Here is a 15,198-nt window from a genome sequence, read left to right as displayed (position 1 = left end):
CCACATGCGCTCGCACCTGCTCAATGGCCTCACCGCGGAGCAGTACCGCCGCTCCGTGACCGAAGGAGTCGAGCGGGTGGCGGCCAAACTCGCCACCACCGACCGTCCGTTCACCGGCGTCACCGTCGACGCCCTCACTCCGCGCGTCGACGCGATCGACCTCGACCGGCCGCTGGGCGACACCGCCGCCGTCCTGGACGAGCTGGAGGAGGTCTATCTGAAGGACGCGGTCTACTTCCACCACCCCCGCTACCTCGCCCACCTCAACTGCCCCGTCGTCATCCCCGCGGTACTCGGCGAGGCCGTGCTCTCCGCGGTCAACTCCTCGCTGGACACCTGGGACCAGTCGGCCGGCGGCACGCTCATCGAGCGCAGGATCGTCGACTGGACGGCCCGGCGGATCGGGCTCGGCCCCGCCGCCGACGGCGTGTTCACCTCGGGCGGCAGCCAGTCCAACCTCCAGGCGCTGCTGCTGGCCCGGGAGGAGGCGAAGAGCGAGGAGCCCGGGAAACTGCGGATCTTCGCCTCCGAGGCCGGCCACTTCAGCGTGCAGAAGTCCGCGAAACTGCTCGGGCTGGGACCGGACGCCGTGGTCACCGTGCCCGTCGACCACGACAAGCGCATGCAGACCGTCGCCCTCGCCCGCGAGCTGGAGCGCTGCACCCGGGACGGCCTGGTGCCGATGGCCGTCGTCGCCACCGCCGGCACCACCGACTTCGGCTCCATCGACCCGCTGCCGGAGATCGCCGCGCTGTGCGCCCAGTACGGGGTCTGGATGCACGTGGACGCCGCCTACGGCTGCGGACTGCTCGCCTCCCTCAAGTACCGGGACCGCATCGACGGCATCGAGCGCGCCGACTCCGTCACCGTCGACTACCACAAGTCCTTCTTCCAGCCGGTGAGTTCCTCCGCCCTGCTGGTCCGGGACGCGGCCACCCTGCGGCACGCCACCTACCACGCGGACTACCTCAACCCGCGCCGCATGGTGACCGAGCGCATCCCCAACCAGGTCGACAAGTCCCTCCAGACCACCCGGCGGTTCGACGCCCTGAAGATGTGGCTGACGCTGCGCGTGATGGGCGCGGACGGCATCGGCGCCCTCTTCGACGAGGTGTGCGACCTGGCGGCCGAGGGCTGGGAGCTGCTCGCGGCCGACCCGCGCTACGACGTCGTGGTCCGGCCCACCCTGTCCACCCTGGTCTTCCGCTACATCCCCGCGGCCGTCACCGACCCCGCCGAGATCGACCGCGCCAACCTCCACGCCCGCAAGGCCCTGTTCGCCTCCGGGGACGCCGTCGTCGCGGGCACCACGGTCGGCGGCCGCCACTACCTGAAGTTCACCCTGCTCAACCCCGAGACCACGACGGCCGACATCGCGGCCGTCCTCGACCTGATCGCCGGCCATGCCGAGCAGTACCTGGGAGAGTCCCTTGACCGCGCTTGCTGAAGCCCCGGAGAAGACCTACGACGTCGTGGGGATCGGGCTCGGCCCCTTCAACCTCGGCCTCGCCTGCCTCACCGAGCCGATCGCCGAACTGGACGGCGTCTTCCTGGAGTCCAAGCCCGACTTCGAGTGGCACTCCGGGATGTTCCTCGACGGCGCCCATCTCCAGACCCCGTTCATGTCGGACCTGGTCACCCTCGCCGACCCCACCTCCCCGTACTCCTTCCTCAACTACCTGAAGGAGAAGGGCAGACTGTACTCGTTCTACATCCGGGAGAACTTCTATCCGCTGCGGGTGGAGTACGACGACTACTGCCGCTGGGCGGCCGGCAAGCTGAGCTGCGTCCGCTTCGGCACCACGGTCACCGAGGTGTCGTACGACGAGACGGGCGAGGTGTATGTCGTCCGTGCCGAGGGCGGCCGGACGTACCGGGCGCGGCGGCTGGTCCTCGGGACCGGGACCGTGCCCTTCGTTCCCGAGCCGTGCCGGGGGCTGGCCGGCGATGTCGTCCACACCTCCCAGTACATGCACCGCAAGGCCGAGCTCCAGCGGAAGAGGTCCATCACGATCGTCGGCAGCGGGCAGAGCGCCGCCGAGATCTACTACGAGCTGCTGGCCGGGATCGACGACCACGGCTACCAGCTCAACTGGGTCACCCGCTCCCCGCGGTTCTTCCCGCTGGAGTACACCAAGCTCACCCTGGAGATGACCTCCCCGGACTACATCGACTACTTCCGCGCCCTGCCGGAGGAGACCCGCTACCGGCTGGAGAAGCAGCAGAAGGGCCTGTTCAAGGGGATCAACTCGGACCTGATCGACTCGATCTTCGACCTGCTCTACCAGAAGAACGTGGAGAGCGGGGACCGGCCGGTGCCCACCCGGCTGCTCACCAACTCCTCCCTCACCAGCGCCTCTCACACCGACGGCGCCTTCACCCTCGGCTTCCGCCAGGACGAGCAGGGCAAGGACTTCGAGATCCGCTCCGAGGCGCTGGTGCTGGCCACCGGCTACCACTACACGCCCCCGGCCTTCCTCGACCCCGTCCGCGACCGGCTCCGCTTCGACGGCCACGGCCGCTTCGACGTGGCCCGCAACTACTCCGTCGACCACACCGGCCGGGGCGTCTTCCTCCAGAACGCCGGCGTCCACACGCACAGCATCACCTCTCCGGACCTGGGCATGGGCCCGTACCGGAACGCGTACATCATCCGCGAGCTGCTCGGCACCGAGTACTACCCGGTCGAGAAGACCATCGCCTTCCAGGAGTTCGGAGCATGACCTTCACCATCCGTCCCCTCGACCCGCTGACGGACGCCGAGCTGCTGCACGGCTGGGTCACGCACCCCAAGGCCGCGTTCTGGATGATGCAGGACGCCCGGCTGGAGGACGTGGAGCGGGCCTACCTGGAGATCGCGGCCGACGAGCACCACGAGGCGTTCCTCGGGCTGCACGACGGCCGGCCGGTCTTCCTGATGGAGCGGTACGACCCCGCGCACCGCGAGCTGGCCGGGCTCTACGAGCCGGAGCCGGGCGACACCGGCATGCACTTCCTGGTGGCGCCCACGGACACCCCGGTGCACGGGTTCACGCGGGCCGTCATCACCGCCGTCATGGAGCACCTCTTCGCCGACCCGGCCGTGACCCGGGTCGTGGTCGAACCCGATGTGCGCAACACGGCGGTGCACGCCCTGAACAAGGCCGTCGGGTTCGTGCCCGACCGGGAGATCCAGAAGCCGGAGAAGAAGGCGCTGCTGAGCTTCTGCACCCGCGAGGACTTCCTGCGGGCGGTGGCCGCATGAACCTCGCCGACGCCGTGGCCCACCTCTCCCCCGAGCGCTGGGCGACCGCCAACCGCCTGCTGATACGCAAGGCGCTCGCCGAGTTCGCCCACGAACGCCTGATCACCCCCGAGCCGGACGGCGAGGGGTACGCCGTCCGCAGCGACGACGGGCTCACCGTCTACCGGTTCCGGGCCGTCCGCCGCGCCCTCGACCACTGGCAGGTCGACGCCGAGTCCGTCACCCGGCACCGCGACGGCGCCGAACTCCCCCTTTCCGCACTGGACTTCTTCATCGAGCTGAAGGAGTCCCTGGGGCTGAGCGACGAGATCCTGCCGGTCTATCTGGAGGAGATCTCCTCCACCCTCTCCGGCACCTGCTACAAGCTCACCAAGCCCCCGATCACCTCCGCCGAGCTGGCGGACAGCGGCTTCCAGGCCATCGAGACCGGGATGACCGAGGGCCACCCCTGCTTCGTCGCGAACAACGGGCGGCTCGGGTTCGGCGTCCACGAGTACCTGTCGTACGCGCCGGAGACCGCGCGCCCGGTACGGCTGGTGTGGCTGGCCGCGCACCGGTCGCGGGCCGCGTTCACGGCGGGGGCGGGGATCGAGTACGGCACATTCCTGCGGGAGGAGCTGGGCGAGACCACGCTGAACCGTTTCCGCGCCGTGCTCACCGGCCAGGGGCTCGACCCGGACGACTACCTCCTCATCCCCGTCCACCCGTGGCAGTGGTGGAACAAGCTCTCCGTCACCTTCGCCGCCGAGGTGGCCCGGCGCCATCTGGTCTGTCTCGGCGAGGGCGACGACGCGTACCTGGCCCAGCAGTCGATCCGGACCTTCTTCAACACCTCCCACCCCGAGAAGCACTATGTGAAGACGGCCCTGTCCGTCCTCAACATGGGCTTCATGCGCGGCCTGTCCGCCGCCTACATGGAGGCCACCCCGGCCATCAACGACTGGCTGGCCCAGCTGGTCGAGAACGACCCGGTGCTGAAGTCGACGGGTCTGACGATCATCCGGGAGCGGGCGGCCGTCGGCTACCGGCACCTGGAGTACGAGCGGGCCACCGACCGCTCCTCGCCGTACCGCAAGATGCTGGCCGCCCTGTGGCGGGAGAGCCCGGTGGCTTCGCTCGGGGACGGCGAGTCGCTCGCCACCATGGCCTCACTGCTGCACACCGACCACGAGGGCGCCTCCTTCGCGGGCGCGCTGATCACCCGCTCCGGGCTCGCCCCCGCCGAGTGGCTGCGGCGCTATCTGCGGGCCTACTACACCCCCCTCCTGCACAGCTTCTACGCCTACGACCTGGCGTTCATGCCGCACGGCGAGAACGTCATCCTGGTGCTCAAGGACGGCGTGGTGCAGCGGGCGGTCTACAAGGACATCGCCGAGGAGATCGTGGTGATGGACCCCGACGCGGTACTGCCGCCCGAGGTGCGGCGGATCCGCGTCGAGGTCCCGGAGGACCAGAAGCTGCTGTCGCTCTTCACCGATGTCTTCGACTGCTTCTTCCGGTTCCTCGCCGCGCACCTCGCCGAGGAGGGGTTCCTGACCGAGGACGAGTTCTGGGACACGGTCGCCGAGGTCACCCGCGCGTACCAGGAGTCGGCGCCGGAACTGGCCGAGAAGTTCCGGCAGTACGACATCTTCGCCCCCGAGTTCGCGCTGTCCTGCCTCAACCGGCTCCAGCTGCGGAACAACCGGCAGATGGTGGACCTCGCCGACCCGTCCGGCGCGCTCCAGCTCGTCGGCACGCTCGGGAACCCGCTCGCTCAGCGCGCCGGCCAGGGCACCTGAGGCGACCTGTAGTAGGTGATGCCCAGGGCGTCCCAGCGCGGGCCCTGGGCCGCCAGCCGCACCTTGTAGGCGTCCCAGTCGTGGCTGGCCGCCGGGGACCAGCCCAGCTCGGCGGCGCCCGCGAGGCGCGGGAACGCCAGGTACTCGAGGTCGGCGGAGGTCTTCAGCGTCTCGGACCACAGCGGCGCCTCCACGCCCCTGATCGCCGACGCGGGCGCCCCCGGCAGATAGGCGCCCGGGTTCCAGTCGTAGGACCGCCGCACCTCCACCAGGCCCGCCCAGGTGAGGCCCAGCCGGGTGGCCTTGGTGTACTTCATGTCGAGGTAGATCCGGTCGGCCGGGGACAGGATCAGGCCGGTGCCGTTGCGAGCGGCCCGCGCCACCTGTTCCTTCTCCGTGGCGCTGGTGCCGTCCAGGCCCCAGTACTGGGCGAGGGCGCCCGGGGCCGGGCGGGCGCCGGTGAGCTGGTGCCAGCCGATGACCGTCTTGCCGTACCGGGCGACGACCGGCTGCACCCGGTCCATGAAGGTGACGTAGTCGGCGTGACTGGTGGAGTGGGCCTCGTCGCCGCCGATGTGGAGGTAGCGGCCGGGGGTGAGCGCCGCCAGCTCGCGGACGACGTCGTCCACGAAGTCGTACGTCACCTGCTTGCCCACGCACAGCGAGCTGAAGCCGACGTGGGTGCCGGTGTAGCGCGGGGGTGCCACGCCGTCGCAGTTCAGCGGGGCGTAGGAGGCGAGGGCCGCGTTGGTGTGGCCCGGCATGTCGATCTCCGGGACGACCTCCAGATAGCGGGCGGCCGCGTAGCGCACGATCCGCCGGTAGTCGGCCTTGGTGTAGTAGCCGCCGGGGCCGCCGCCCACCTCGGTGCCCCCGCCGTAGGCCGCCAGGCGGGGCCAGGAGTCGACGGCGATGCGCCAGCCCTGGTCGTCGCTGAGGTGCAGATGCAGCTCGTTGATCTTGTAGAGGGCGAGCTGGTCGATATAGCGCTCGACCTGGGCGACGGTGAAGAAGTGCCGGGCGACGTCGAGCATGGCGCCCCGGTAGGCGTAGCGGGGCCGGTCCTCGATGGTGCCGCCCGGGACCACCCACGGGCCGGGCTGCACGCTTCTGCGCTCGACGGCCGCCGGGAGCAGCTGACGCAGGGTCTGCACGCCGTGGAAGAGACCGGCGGGCGCGCTCGCGGTGAGGGTCACGCCCAGTGGACCGCTGCTCAGCCGGTATCCCTCCGCCCCGAAGTCGCCTTTCCGCAGGCGCAGTTGGATCCCGCCGGTGCCCGGGCCGGTGACCGGCAGGCGGTAGCCGGTGGACGGTCGCAGCAGGCCGGCGAGGTAGCCGCCGATCCGGCGGACCTCGGCCGAGTCGTCGGCGTGCACCTGGGTGGCGCGGGTGATGCGGTACGGCACTGTGCCCGGCGTGACCGAGGCGGGCGCCGGGATCACCCGGCCGGGCAGGGCCGGTGCGGCGGCGGCCGGGGGTGCGGCGCCGACGGTGGACACGCCTGCCGCGGCGAGCAGCAGGGCGCCGAGGATGCGGGTGATGCGGGGAGTCGTGCCGTGGTCGCGTCTCACTTGCGCTCCCTTCGGATGTGGTCGAGACCACTGTCCCGCAGATCCGGTGAAACAATCCCCCCATGGCGGAAATCATCCAGAAGGACGGCACCTGGGCCTTCGAGGCGGACACCCTGCGGCTGACTCCGGGCCGGGACAAGGGCGTCGACCCGTTCCGCCGGGAGCTGGGCGAACTGGTGGTGCCGCTGCGGGCGTTGGCCGGGATCGCCTTCGAGCAGGGCCGGCGGTCGGGGCGGCTGCGACTGCGGCTGCGCGACGGCGCCGATCCGCTGCTCCAGGCGACCGGCGGCCGGCTCGCCGACCCGCTCGACCCCTATCAGCTGACCGTGGAGCCCGACCGGTACGGCGTCGCCGAGTACTTCGCGGAGGAGGTCCGCAACGCCCTGCTGCTGGAGGAGGTTTCCGCGGACCCGGTGGACGACTATCTGCTGCCGGGTCCGGCCCTGCCGATGTCCGCCTCGGCCGGCGACGGCACCGCGAGCTTCGACGGGCAGCGAGTGCGGCTGGAGTGGAACTGGAAGACCGAGGGCGCCAAGGCCGCCACCGGCCCGCGGACGATCCCGCTCACGGACCTCACCGGCGTGGCCTGGCAGCCGGCCGTCGGACTGGAGAACGGCCACCTCCGCTTCCTGGTGCGCGGCGCCCCGGAGACGCCTCCGGCCAAGTTCGACCCGAACGCGATCGAGCTGTGGGGGTTCAAGAAGGACCCGCTGATGGCCCTGGTGGCCGCCGCCGTACAGGCCCGGCTGCCGCACCCGGCGAAGAACATACCCGTACAGAAGGAACTGTCCACGGACATACACGACGACAGCCATGACGCGTTGCTGCGGCGGCTGCGGGAGCTGGGCGAGCTGCACCGCGACGGCATCCTGACGGAGGAGGAGTTCGCGCTGGCCAAGCAGGCGATTCTGCGGCGCATGTGAGACGCAGACCACATCAGCCGGTACCTCTGCCCGAAATCGGGCACGATTCTTGCGAAACCGCGCCCGGTACCCCAGGATCTACCGGGTGCACGACGAACTTGTTGATCATCTGACGCGCTCGACGCCCCTGAACCGGGGCGAGGCGCTGCGGGTGATCCAGGACGTGCTCGCCTACTTCGACGAGACGATCCAGGAGTTCGTCCGTCGCCGCCACCGCGAGCTCCAGGCCCAGGGCCTGGTGAACACGGAGATCTTCGAACGGATCGAGGCGGACCTGAGATACCGGGCGGTGGCACCGCCGGAGCTGACCCTCCGGCAGCTGCGCCGCATGGTCTACGGCTGAGAGATACGTATATATGTGCGGCATTGTCGGATACATCGGGAAGCGTGACGTGGCCCCCCTCCTGCTGGAGGGCCTCCAGCGGCTGGAGTACCGCGGCTACGACTCGGCGGGCATCGTCGTCACCTCCCCGAAGGCGCCCGGCCTGAAGATGGTCAAGGCCAAGGGCCGGGTGCGCGACCTGGAGGCCAAGGTCCCGGCGCGCTTCAAGGGCACCACCGGCATCGCCCACACCCGCTGGGCCACCCACGGCGCCCCCTCCGACGTCAACGCCCACCCGCACATGTCGGCCGACAACAAGGTCGCCGTCGTGCACAACGGCATCATCGACAACGCCTCCGACCTGCGCCGCAAGCTGGAGGCGGACGGTGTCGAGTTCCTCTCCGAGACCGACACCGAGGTCCTCACCCACCTGATCGCCCGCTCCACCGCCGAGAAGCTGGAGGACAAGGTCCGCCAGGCGGTCCGGGTGATCGAGGGCACCTACGGCATCGCCGTGCTGCACGCCGACTTCCCGGACCGGATCGTGGTGGCCCGCAACGGCTCCCCGGTCGTCCTCGGCATCGGCGAGAAGGAGATGTTCGTCGCCTCGGACATCGCCGCCCTGGTCACCCACACCCGCCAGATAGTGACCCTGGACGACGGCGAGATGGCCACCCTCAAGGCCGACGACTTCCGCACCTACACCACCGAGGGCACGCGCACCACCGCCGAGCCCACCACCGTGGAGTGGGAGGCCGAGTCGTACGACATGGGCGGCCACGACACCTACATGCACAAGGAGATCTTCGAGCAGGCCGACGCCGTGGACCGCGTGCTGCGCGGCCGCATCGACGACCGCTTCTCCACCGTGCACCTCGGCGGCCTCAACCTGGACGCCCGCGAGGCCCGGCGGATCCGCCGGGTGAAGATCCTCGGCTGCGGCACCTCCTACCACGCGGGCATGATCGGCGCCCAGATGATCGAGGAGCTGGCCCGGATCCCCGCCGACGCCGAGCCGGCCTCCGAGTTCCGCTACCGCAACCCGGTCGTGGACCCCGACACCCTGTACATCGCGGTCTCCCAGTCCGGTGAGACGTACGACGTCCTCGCCGCCGTGCAGGAGCTGAAGCGCAAGGGCGCGCGGGTCCTCGGCGTCGTCAACGTGGTCGGCTCCGCGATCGCCCGCGAGGCCGACGGCGGCGTGTACGTGCACGCGGGCCCCGAGGTCTGCGTGGTCTCCACCAAGTGCTTCACCAACACCACCGTCGCCTTCGCGCTGCTCGCCCTGCACCTGGGCCGCACCCGCGACCTCTCGGTCCGCGACGGCAAGCGGATCATCGAGGGTCTGCGCCGGCTGCCCGGGCAGATCGCCGAGATCCTGGAGCAGGAGGAGGAGATCAGGAAGCTGGCGGAGCAGTTCGCCGACGCCCGCTCGATGCTCTTCATCGGCCGCGTCCGGGGCTACCCGGTGGCGCGCGAGGCCTCCCTGAAGCTGAAGGAGGTCTCCTACATCCACGCCGAGGCCTACCCCGCCTCCGAGCTGAAGCACGGCCCGCTGGCCCTGATCGAGCCGGCCCTGCCCACGGTCGCGATCGTCCCCGACGACGACCTGCTGGAGAAGAACCGCGCGGCCCTGGAGGAGATCAAGGCCCGCAGCGGCAAGATCCTCGCGGTGGCCCACCAGCACCAGGAGAAGGCCGACCAGACGATCGTCGTCCCCAAGAACGAGGACGAGCTCGACCCGATCCTGATGGGCATCCCCCTCCAGCTCCTCGCCTACCACACGGCGAAGGCCCTGGGCCGTGACATAGACAAGCCGAGGAACCTCGCCAAGTCGGTGACGGTGGAGTAATTCCCTAGGGGCGCGGGGAACTGCGCGACCAGCCCCCACGCACCTGCACAGGCGCGACAACAGAACGGACCCCTACGTGGCCACCTTCACGTGGGGGTCCATTCACGTGCCGCTGCGGATCAGCCGGTGGCCGTCACCCCCCGGCCGGCGGCACGCCGGGGAAGCGCTGTCGGCCAGTGCGTGACAGCGGCCGTGGCCGCGTACCAGGCCACCGCACCCGAGACAGCCGCCACCCAGCCCCCGACCTTCGCCAGGGAAGAGCTGTCGGCGAAGGCCGAGACGGCCAGCACCAGCATCGCCAGGAACAGCAGCCCGTACACGACCTGGCCGAGGCCGTCCCCGCCCGCGAGGGTCAGGGTGAGCGCCACCAGGGCGAAGAGGAGCAGGAAGAGTCCGGCCGCGTTGGCGGAGGAGTGACCGCCGACCGCCCAGGTGAACCACAGCGCGCCGAGGGCCGCGAAGCCCGTGCCGGACACGCCGTCGCCGCCGCGGAAGGCCAGCAGGCCGACCAGGAACAGGGCAACTCCGCCCACATAGTGGGCCACTGACACGGCGTCGGACGCGGCCACCCCGTGGATCACGCCTGTCGTACCGAGACCGAACGCCAACAGGGTGATGCCCAGGGCGAGTCGGCCGACCACCGTAGTACTTCCGTTGTCCACGGCGGGCTCCCTTCATGCTGTGCTGTTGCGCGGGTGACCGATATATGCCCTTCACAAGGGCACAAACCACCTCTACGCGCGAGTAGTTTCGCGTTGCACAAAGGGAGTTGGGCGACTCAGGGGATGACGATGACGGGCCGCTTCGCCCGCTTGGCGAGCCGGCCGGCCACCGAGCCGAAGATCCGGCCCACGATGCCGTGCGTGGAGCCGACGACGATCGCGTCCGCCTCGTACTCCCGCCCCACCTCTTCGAGTTCGTGGCAGATGTCCCCGCCCCGCTCGACCAGGATCCAGGGCACCTCGGCCAGATAGTCCGCGCAGGCCAGTTCCAGCCCCAGGACCTCGGTGCGGTGGTCCGGGACGTCGACGAAGACGGGCGGCTCGCAGCCGGCCCACACCGTGGTGGGCAGCCGGTTGGCCACATGGACGATGATCAGACCGGAGCCGGAGCGATGGGCCATGCCGATGGCGTAGGCGAGGGCGCGCTCACTGGAGGTGGACCCGTCGAAGCCGACGACGACTCCGTGCCGGAAGGCGGGATCGCAGGAAGGGCGTGACTCTGCCGCCGCCAGGGGATCGGCCGCCGTGGGATCGGCGACCGGCCGCTTGCGGTCCGCGGGTTCGAAGAATTCGTGACCGGCCATGGCTGTCTCGGCGTTGTGATCCTTTTATGGGTGGGACGACAGTCGTACGACGGAACTGCGCGGTGGAGCCGTGCCCGGAGCTGTGTCCGGGAAACATCTTCCCAACCCCATACCCCCAAGGGTACGGCGGCACGCCTCCGGAGCCCAGTTCCCGCACACGCTCCGTAAGCGGAGCGCTCCCCCGACGTCCGCAGGGGTTCACCGGAGCATGCACGAGCCGCGCCCGTAACGCAATGGTTGCTGCCCCGTACAGGCGGTTTGCACACGCTTCCCGGGGATCCCCGGCGTACGGCCGGTGACCGACCGGTCGCCCGGGCGTTGAAGGGGTGAGCCACCGCCCCAGGGAGTGACGAGATGCCCGGACACCGCTCCAGCAGCGAGCCGCCCGCCGCGCCGGACAGCGCGAGCGCGGTGATCCGCTGGGCCGCGTTCAGCTGCGTCGTGGTCCCCGTCGTCCTGGTCGGCTACGGCACCTCGCTGGCCGGCGCGACGGGCGCGGCGCTGGGCCTGGCCGCCGTCACCGCCGTCTGCCGGGTGCTGCTGCGGCGCTCGGAGCGGTGCGCGGAGCGCTACGGCGACCGTTGCGTCGCGCAAAGAGGCGGACGTCACACCCGGGGACAGACACCGACCGACTGACCTGTTTCTGCGCTTCGGAACGCTTCTTTTCAGCCAACTTCTGGATATCGCCCCAGGGGGGTCCCGACCACCCCCAAACCCCCGTTCCACCTGCACGGAAAGGGTCTACGGGCGGCTGCGCACCCTACGCGGTTTGGCCACCGCGACAAGGCGCACTTCCCTGCGCGCTCCGCGAGTGCAACGCTTCGTGATCGAATGCTTCACGCCAAGTTGTCATGTCGACAATCTGGGGCGTGTGGAACTGGTCACCGTGAGACCGCGGGACCCAGTAGATTCGATCTTGACTTGCTTACGGCGGGGGACTCGTGCAGGACCGAGGGGAAACGTGCAGGAGCGACACAACCGAGGAGCCGCGACCACCGAGGGGGGCTTAGCAGTATGAGCCACGACTCCACCGCCGCGCCGGATGCCGCAGCCCGGAAACTCTCCGGGCGACGCCGCAAGGAGATCGTCGCGGTGCTGCTGTTCAGCGGCGGTCCCATCTTCGAGAGTTCCATTCCGCTGTCGGTGTTCGGAATCGACCGCCAGGACGCCGGGGTACCGCGCTACCGGCTGCTGGTGTGCGCCGGCGAGGAAGGCCCGCTGCGCACCACCGGGGGCCTGGAACTCTCCGCGCCGCATGGACTGGAGGCGATCTCACGCGCCGGGACGGTCGTCGTACCGGCCTGGCGGTCGATCACCTCACCACCGCCCGAAGAAGCGCTCGACGCGCTGCGCCGGGCCCATGAGGAGGGCGCCCGCATCGTCGGGCTGTGCACGGGCGCGTTCGTGCTCGCCGCGGCCGGACTGCTGGACGGACGCCCGGCGACCACCCACTGGATGTACGCGCCGACGCTGGCCAAGCGCTACCCGTCGGTGCACGTCGATCCACGGGAGCTGTTCGTCGACGACGGCGATGTGCTGACGTCGGCCGGTACGGCCGCCGGGATCGACCTCTGTCTCCACATCGTGCGCACGGACCACGGCAACGAGGCGGCCGGCGCGCTCGCCCGGCGCCTGGTGGTCCCGCCGCGCCGGTCGGGCGGGCAGGAACGCTACCTCGACCGGTCTTTACCCGAGGAGATCGGCGCCGACCCGCTCGCCGAGGTCGTCGCCTGGGCGCTGGAACACCTCCACGAGCAGTTCGACGTGGAGACCCTGGCGGCACGCGCCTATATGAGCCGCCGCACGTTCGACCGCCGGTTCCGCTCACTGACCGGCAGCGCACCGCTCCAGTGGCTGATCACCCAGCGGGTGCTCCAGGCGCAGCGGCTGCTGGAGACGTCGGACTACTCGGTGGACGAGGTCGCGGGACGCTGCGGCTTCCGCTCCCCGGTGGCCCTGCGTGGCCACTTCCGCCGCCAGCTCGGCTCCTCCCCCGCCGCCTACCGGGCCGCCTACCGGGCCCGCAGGCCCCAGGGCGACCGGCCGGAGGAGGCGGAGGCGCCGGCCGTCCAGCCGGGGCACCCGTCCCCGATGGGTCTGTCGGGTCACGGTCCCGTCGGCCACGGGCCCGCGGTGCTGCACCCGGACAGCGGGGTGCCGATGCAGAGCCGCCGTACGCCGGCCGGCGCGGTGAGCCTGCTGCCGGGGCCGCGCAGCGCCAGCTGAGCGAGGAGTGAGGAAGGGAGGGGGCGGAGTCTCGTACTCCGCCCCCTCCCCCTTGTCTTCTGGCCGTCTTTTCTCGCTCCTGTGCGGGTGCACGCTCGGTTCCGCTCGCGGCGGCGCGCCGTAAGGTGAGACACATGAACGATCGCATGGTGTGGATCGACTGCGAGATGACCGGCCTCTCGCTGTCCGACGACGCTCTCATCGAGGTGGCCGCCCTCGTCACCGACTCCGAGCTGAACGTACTCGGCGAGGGGGTCGACATCGTCATCCGCCCGCCGGAGCGGGCGCTGGAGACGATGCCGGAGGTGGTGCGTCAGATGCACACCGCGTCCGGCCTGCTCGCGGAGCTGCCGAACGGCACGACGCTGGAGGATGCCGAGCAGCAGGTGCTGGCGTATGTGAAGGAGCATGTGAAGGAGCCCGGCAAGGCCCCGCTGTGCGGGAACTCCGTGGGCACCGACCGCGGCTTCCTGCTGCGGGACATGCCGACCCTGGAGGACTACCTCCACTACCGGATCGTCGACGTCTCCTCCATCAAGGAGCTGGCCCGGCGCTGGTACCCGCGGGCCTACTTCAACAGCCCGGAGAAGAACGGCAACCACCGGGCGCTGGCCGACATCCGCGAGTCCATCGCCGAACTGCGCTACTACCGCGAGGCCGTCTTCGTGCCGCAGCCCGGGCCCGACTCCGAGACCGCGAAGGCGATCGCCGCCAAGCACGTCCTGCCCGCGCCCTGACCTGCCGGTCGCGGCCCCGAGAAGCCCGCCGGAAGGCCCGCGCGAAAACGTGTGCGCGAGCACCCCTTCGGACCCTGTAGACTTCTTCTCGGCCGGTCGGGGAAACGACAAGTTCCACCGCCGGTCGTGGTGGGTGTAGCTCAGCTGGTAGAGCACCTGGTTGTGGTCCAGGATGTCGCGGGTTCGAGTCCCGTCACTCACCCTCGGTGACCAGCCGGTGGCTCCGTCGAAAGACGGGTCACCGGCTGTTCCGTTTTCCCGGGCAGGACCGCGCCGCTTCCCGGACGAGCGGCGGAGGCCGCTCTTCCGAGTGTGCAGTCCCTGCGTTGCGCGGGGCCGGGCGGCCCGGTGTGCGCCAGGATGGCCCCTGCGTCAGAGCACTGCCTCGCCACGCGCGACCCACCTGACGGCGCGTCACGACCGGACGCGGCGCGTGGCGATTCGTCTCACACGAGGGGAACGCAATGTCACGCAGTCGTGCACGCACCACCGTCCTCGCCGCGACAGCGGTGGTGGCGGCCGTCGCCGGTGCCACGGGGGCCGCGCCGGCCCACGCCCCGGCCCAGACCTCCCAGACGATCCGCTTCTTCTCCGACCGGCCGCTGCCGGCGAACGGGGCGACGGCGGTGTCCGCCCTCCCGGCCTCCGCGCGCGCCCTGCTCACCGGGGAGCGCTCCGTGACCCCGGACACGGACACGCCCCGCGGGTACAAGCTGCGCAAGGGGACCACCCCCACGGACTACATCTACAAGTCGGCCGACGTGTACGCCATCGAGGCGCACTGCGACGCCCACGAGTGCCACGCGATCCAGCAGGTCGTGGTGGCCATCAAGGAGTACGTGCGCGGCAGGACCTCCAAGAACTGGGAGATCACCTTCTACGGGCGCCGCTACACGGGTTCCTCGGACTTCCACATGGAGTACACCTACGAGTGCGGGGTCAACATCCCGCACGCCAAGGACAAGACCTGCTCGACCTGGAAGCACGACGGGGCGCAGGGCCCGGCGGGTCCCGCGGTCGCCGTCAACAAGCAGTACATCGTGAAGAACTTCGGCAGCACCCCCGTGGTCACCAAGTTCCCCATGATCAAGCTGCTGGTGGAGTTCCACGACGGCTCCGAGGCGATCGGCGACGACGGCAAGCCCGGCGAGAAGTTCCGCGGCTGGGACGTCTGCGTCACCAAGACGACCACCAAGCTGTGCCACAGTACGGGCGACGGCAGTTGAGCCGACGGCG

The 15,198-nt window shown here is 70.3% G+C and carries 14 protein-coding genes and 1 tRNA gene; 12 read left to right on the top strand and 3 right to left on the bottom strand.

The annotated features are described in order from the left end of the window. Positions 1 to 4: 4 nt before the first annotated feature. From desA to ACFVIU_RS19190, 4 genes are read left to right on the top strand one after another with little or no spacing between them, the layout of a single operon-like run. On the top strand, positions 5 to 1,447 hold the full coding sequence (gene desA, locus ACFVIU_RS19205; protein WP_385843780.1) for a lysine decarboxylase DesA: 1,443 nt from the start codon (positions 5 to 7) through the stop codon (positions 1,445 to 1,447). Continuing rightward, entirely contained in the window at positions 1,431 to 2,723 is a 1,293-nt protein-coding gene (locus tag ACFVIU_RS19200) for a lysine N(6)-hydroxylase/L-ornithine N(5)-oxygenase family protein (RefSeq protein ID WP_385843779.1), read from the top strand. The genes desA and ACFVIU_RS19200 overlap by 17 nt, the downstream gene beginning before the upstream one ends. Further along, entirely contained in the window at positions 2,720 to 3,244 is a 525-nt protein-coding gene (locus ACFVIU_RS19195; protein ID WP_385843778.1) for a GNAT family N-acetyltransferase, read from the top strand. Before ACFVIU_RS19200 ends, ACFVIU_RS19195 begins: the two co-directional genes overlap by 4 nt. Then, positions 3,241 to 5,025 (top strand): IucA/IucC family protein, encoded by a 1,785-nt coding sequence (locus ACFVIU_RS19190; RefSeq protein WP_385843777.1) that lies wholly within the window; start codon positions 3,241 to 3,243, stop codon positions 5,023 to 5,025. The genes ACFVIU_RS19195 and ACFVIU_RS19190 overlap by 4 nt, the downstream gene beginning before the upstream one ends. Here the strand turns inward: ACFVIU_RS19190 and ACFVIU_RS19185 are convergent. After that, the gene (locus tag ACFVIU_RS19185; protein ID WP_385843776.1) at positions 5,001 to 6,596 is read right to left on the bottom strand and encodes a beta-N-acetylhexosaminidase; all 1,596 of its coding nucleotides are present in this window, start codon (positions 6,594 to 6,596) and stop codon (positions 5,001 to 5,003) included. The genes ACFVIU_RS19190 and ACFVIU_RS19185 overlap by 25 nt on opposite strands. Positions 6,597 to 6,658: 62 nt before the next feature. Between ACFVIU_RS19185 and ACFVIU_RS19180 the strand changes: the two genes are divergently transcribed. From ACFVIU_RS19180 to glmS, 3 genes are all read left to right on the top strand, one after another. Continuing rightward, positions 6,659 to 7,519 carry a DUF4429 domain-containing protein gene (locus ACFVIU_RS19180; RefSeq protein WP_385843775.1) on the top strand — a complete coding sequence of 287 codons (861 nt, stop codon included), beginning with the start codon at positions 6,659 to 6,661 and terminating at the stop codon, positions 7,517 to 7,519. An 85-nt stretch (positions 7,520 to 7,604) separates the two neighbouring features. Next, positions 7,605 to 7,862, top strand: a complete 258-nt coding sequence (locus ACFVIU_RS19175; RefSeq protein WP_385843774.1) for a hypothetical protein — start codon at positions 7,605 to 7,607, stop codon at positions 7,860 to 7,862. A 13-nt stretch (positions 7,863 to 7,875) separates the two neighbouring features. Next, complete coding sequence (gene glmS, locus ACFVIU_RS19170; RefSeq protein ID WP_385843773.1) at positions 7,876 to 9,693, top strand: glutamine--fructose-6-phosphate transaminase (isomerizing); 1,818 nt, start codon at positions 7,876 to 7,878, stop codon at positions 9,691 to 9,693. Positions 9,694 to 9,812: 119 nt separating this feature from the next. Here the strand turns inward: glmS and ACFVIU_RS19165 are convergent, their stop codons facing one another. Further along, on the bottom strand, positions 9,813 to 10,355 hold the full coding sequence (locus ACFVIU_RS19165; protein WP_385843772.1) for a hypothetical protein: 543 nt from the start codon (positions 10,353 to 10,355) through the stop codon (positions 9,813 to 9,815). Positions 10,356 to 10,471: 116 nt separating this feature from the next. Beyond that, a complete protein-coding gene (locus tag ACFVIU_RS19160) occupies positions 10,472 to 10,999 on the bottom strand; it encodes a universal stress protein (protein WP_201830499.1) in 528 nt (175 codons plus the stop codon). A 354-nt stretch (positions 11,000 to 11,353) separates the two neighbouring features. Here ACFVIU_RS19160 and ACFVIU_RS19155 point away from each other — a divergent pair, with 354 nt between their 5' ends. From ACFVIU_RS19155 to ACFVIU_RS19135, 5 genes are all read left to right on the top strand, one after another. Then, positions 11,354 to 11,635, top strand: a complete 282-nt coding sequence (locus ACFVIU_RS19155; protein WP_385843771.1) for a hypothetical protein — start codon at positions 11,354 to 11,356, stop codon at positions 11,633 to 11,635. A 378-nt stretch (positions 11,636 to 12,013) separates the two neighbouring features. Next, on the top strand, positions 12,014 to 13,225 hold the full coding sequence (locus ACFVIU_RS19150) for a helix-turn-helix domain-containing protein (RefSeq protein ID WP_385843770.1): 1,212 nt from the start codon (positions 12,014 to 12,016) through the stop codon (positions 13,223 to 13,225). Positions 13,226 to 13,359: 134 nt separating this feature from the next. Continuing rightward, positions 13,360 to 13,962 carry an oligoribonuclease gene (orn, locus tag ACFVIU_RS19145; RefSeq protein ID WP_385843769.1) on the top strand — a complete coding sequence of 201 codons (603 nt, stop codon included), beginning with the start codon at positions 13,360 to 13,362 and terminating at the stop codon, positions 13,960 to 13,962. Positions 13,963 to 14,091: 129 nt separating this feature from the next. Continuing rightward, a tRNA-His gene (locus ACFVIU_RS19140) sits at positions 14,092 to 14,164 on the top strand. A 262-nt stretch (positions 14,165 to 14,426) separates the two neighbouring features. Continuing rightward, positions 14,427 to 15,188 carry a hypothetical protein gene (locus ACFVIU_RS19135; protein ID WP_385843768.1) on the top strand — a complete coding sequence of 254 codons (762 nt, stop codon included), beginning with the start codon at positions 14,427 to 14,429 and terminating at the stop codon, positions 15,186 to 15,188. The last annotated feature ends 10 nt before the right edge of the window (positions 15,189 to 15,198 follow it).

It is taken from the genome of Streptomyces sp. NPDC127190 (genome assembly GCF_042672505.1).
Taxonomy (GTDB): Bacteria; Actinomycetota; Actinomycetes; order Streptomycetales; family Streptomycetaceae; genus Streptomyces.
The sequence above is the reverse complement of the archived record's forward strand: the minus strand, read 5'-3'. Positions and strand labels throughout refer to the sequence as shown.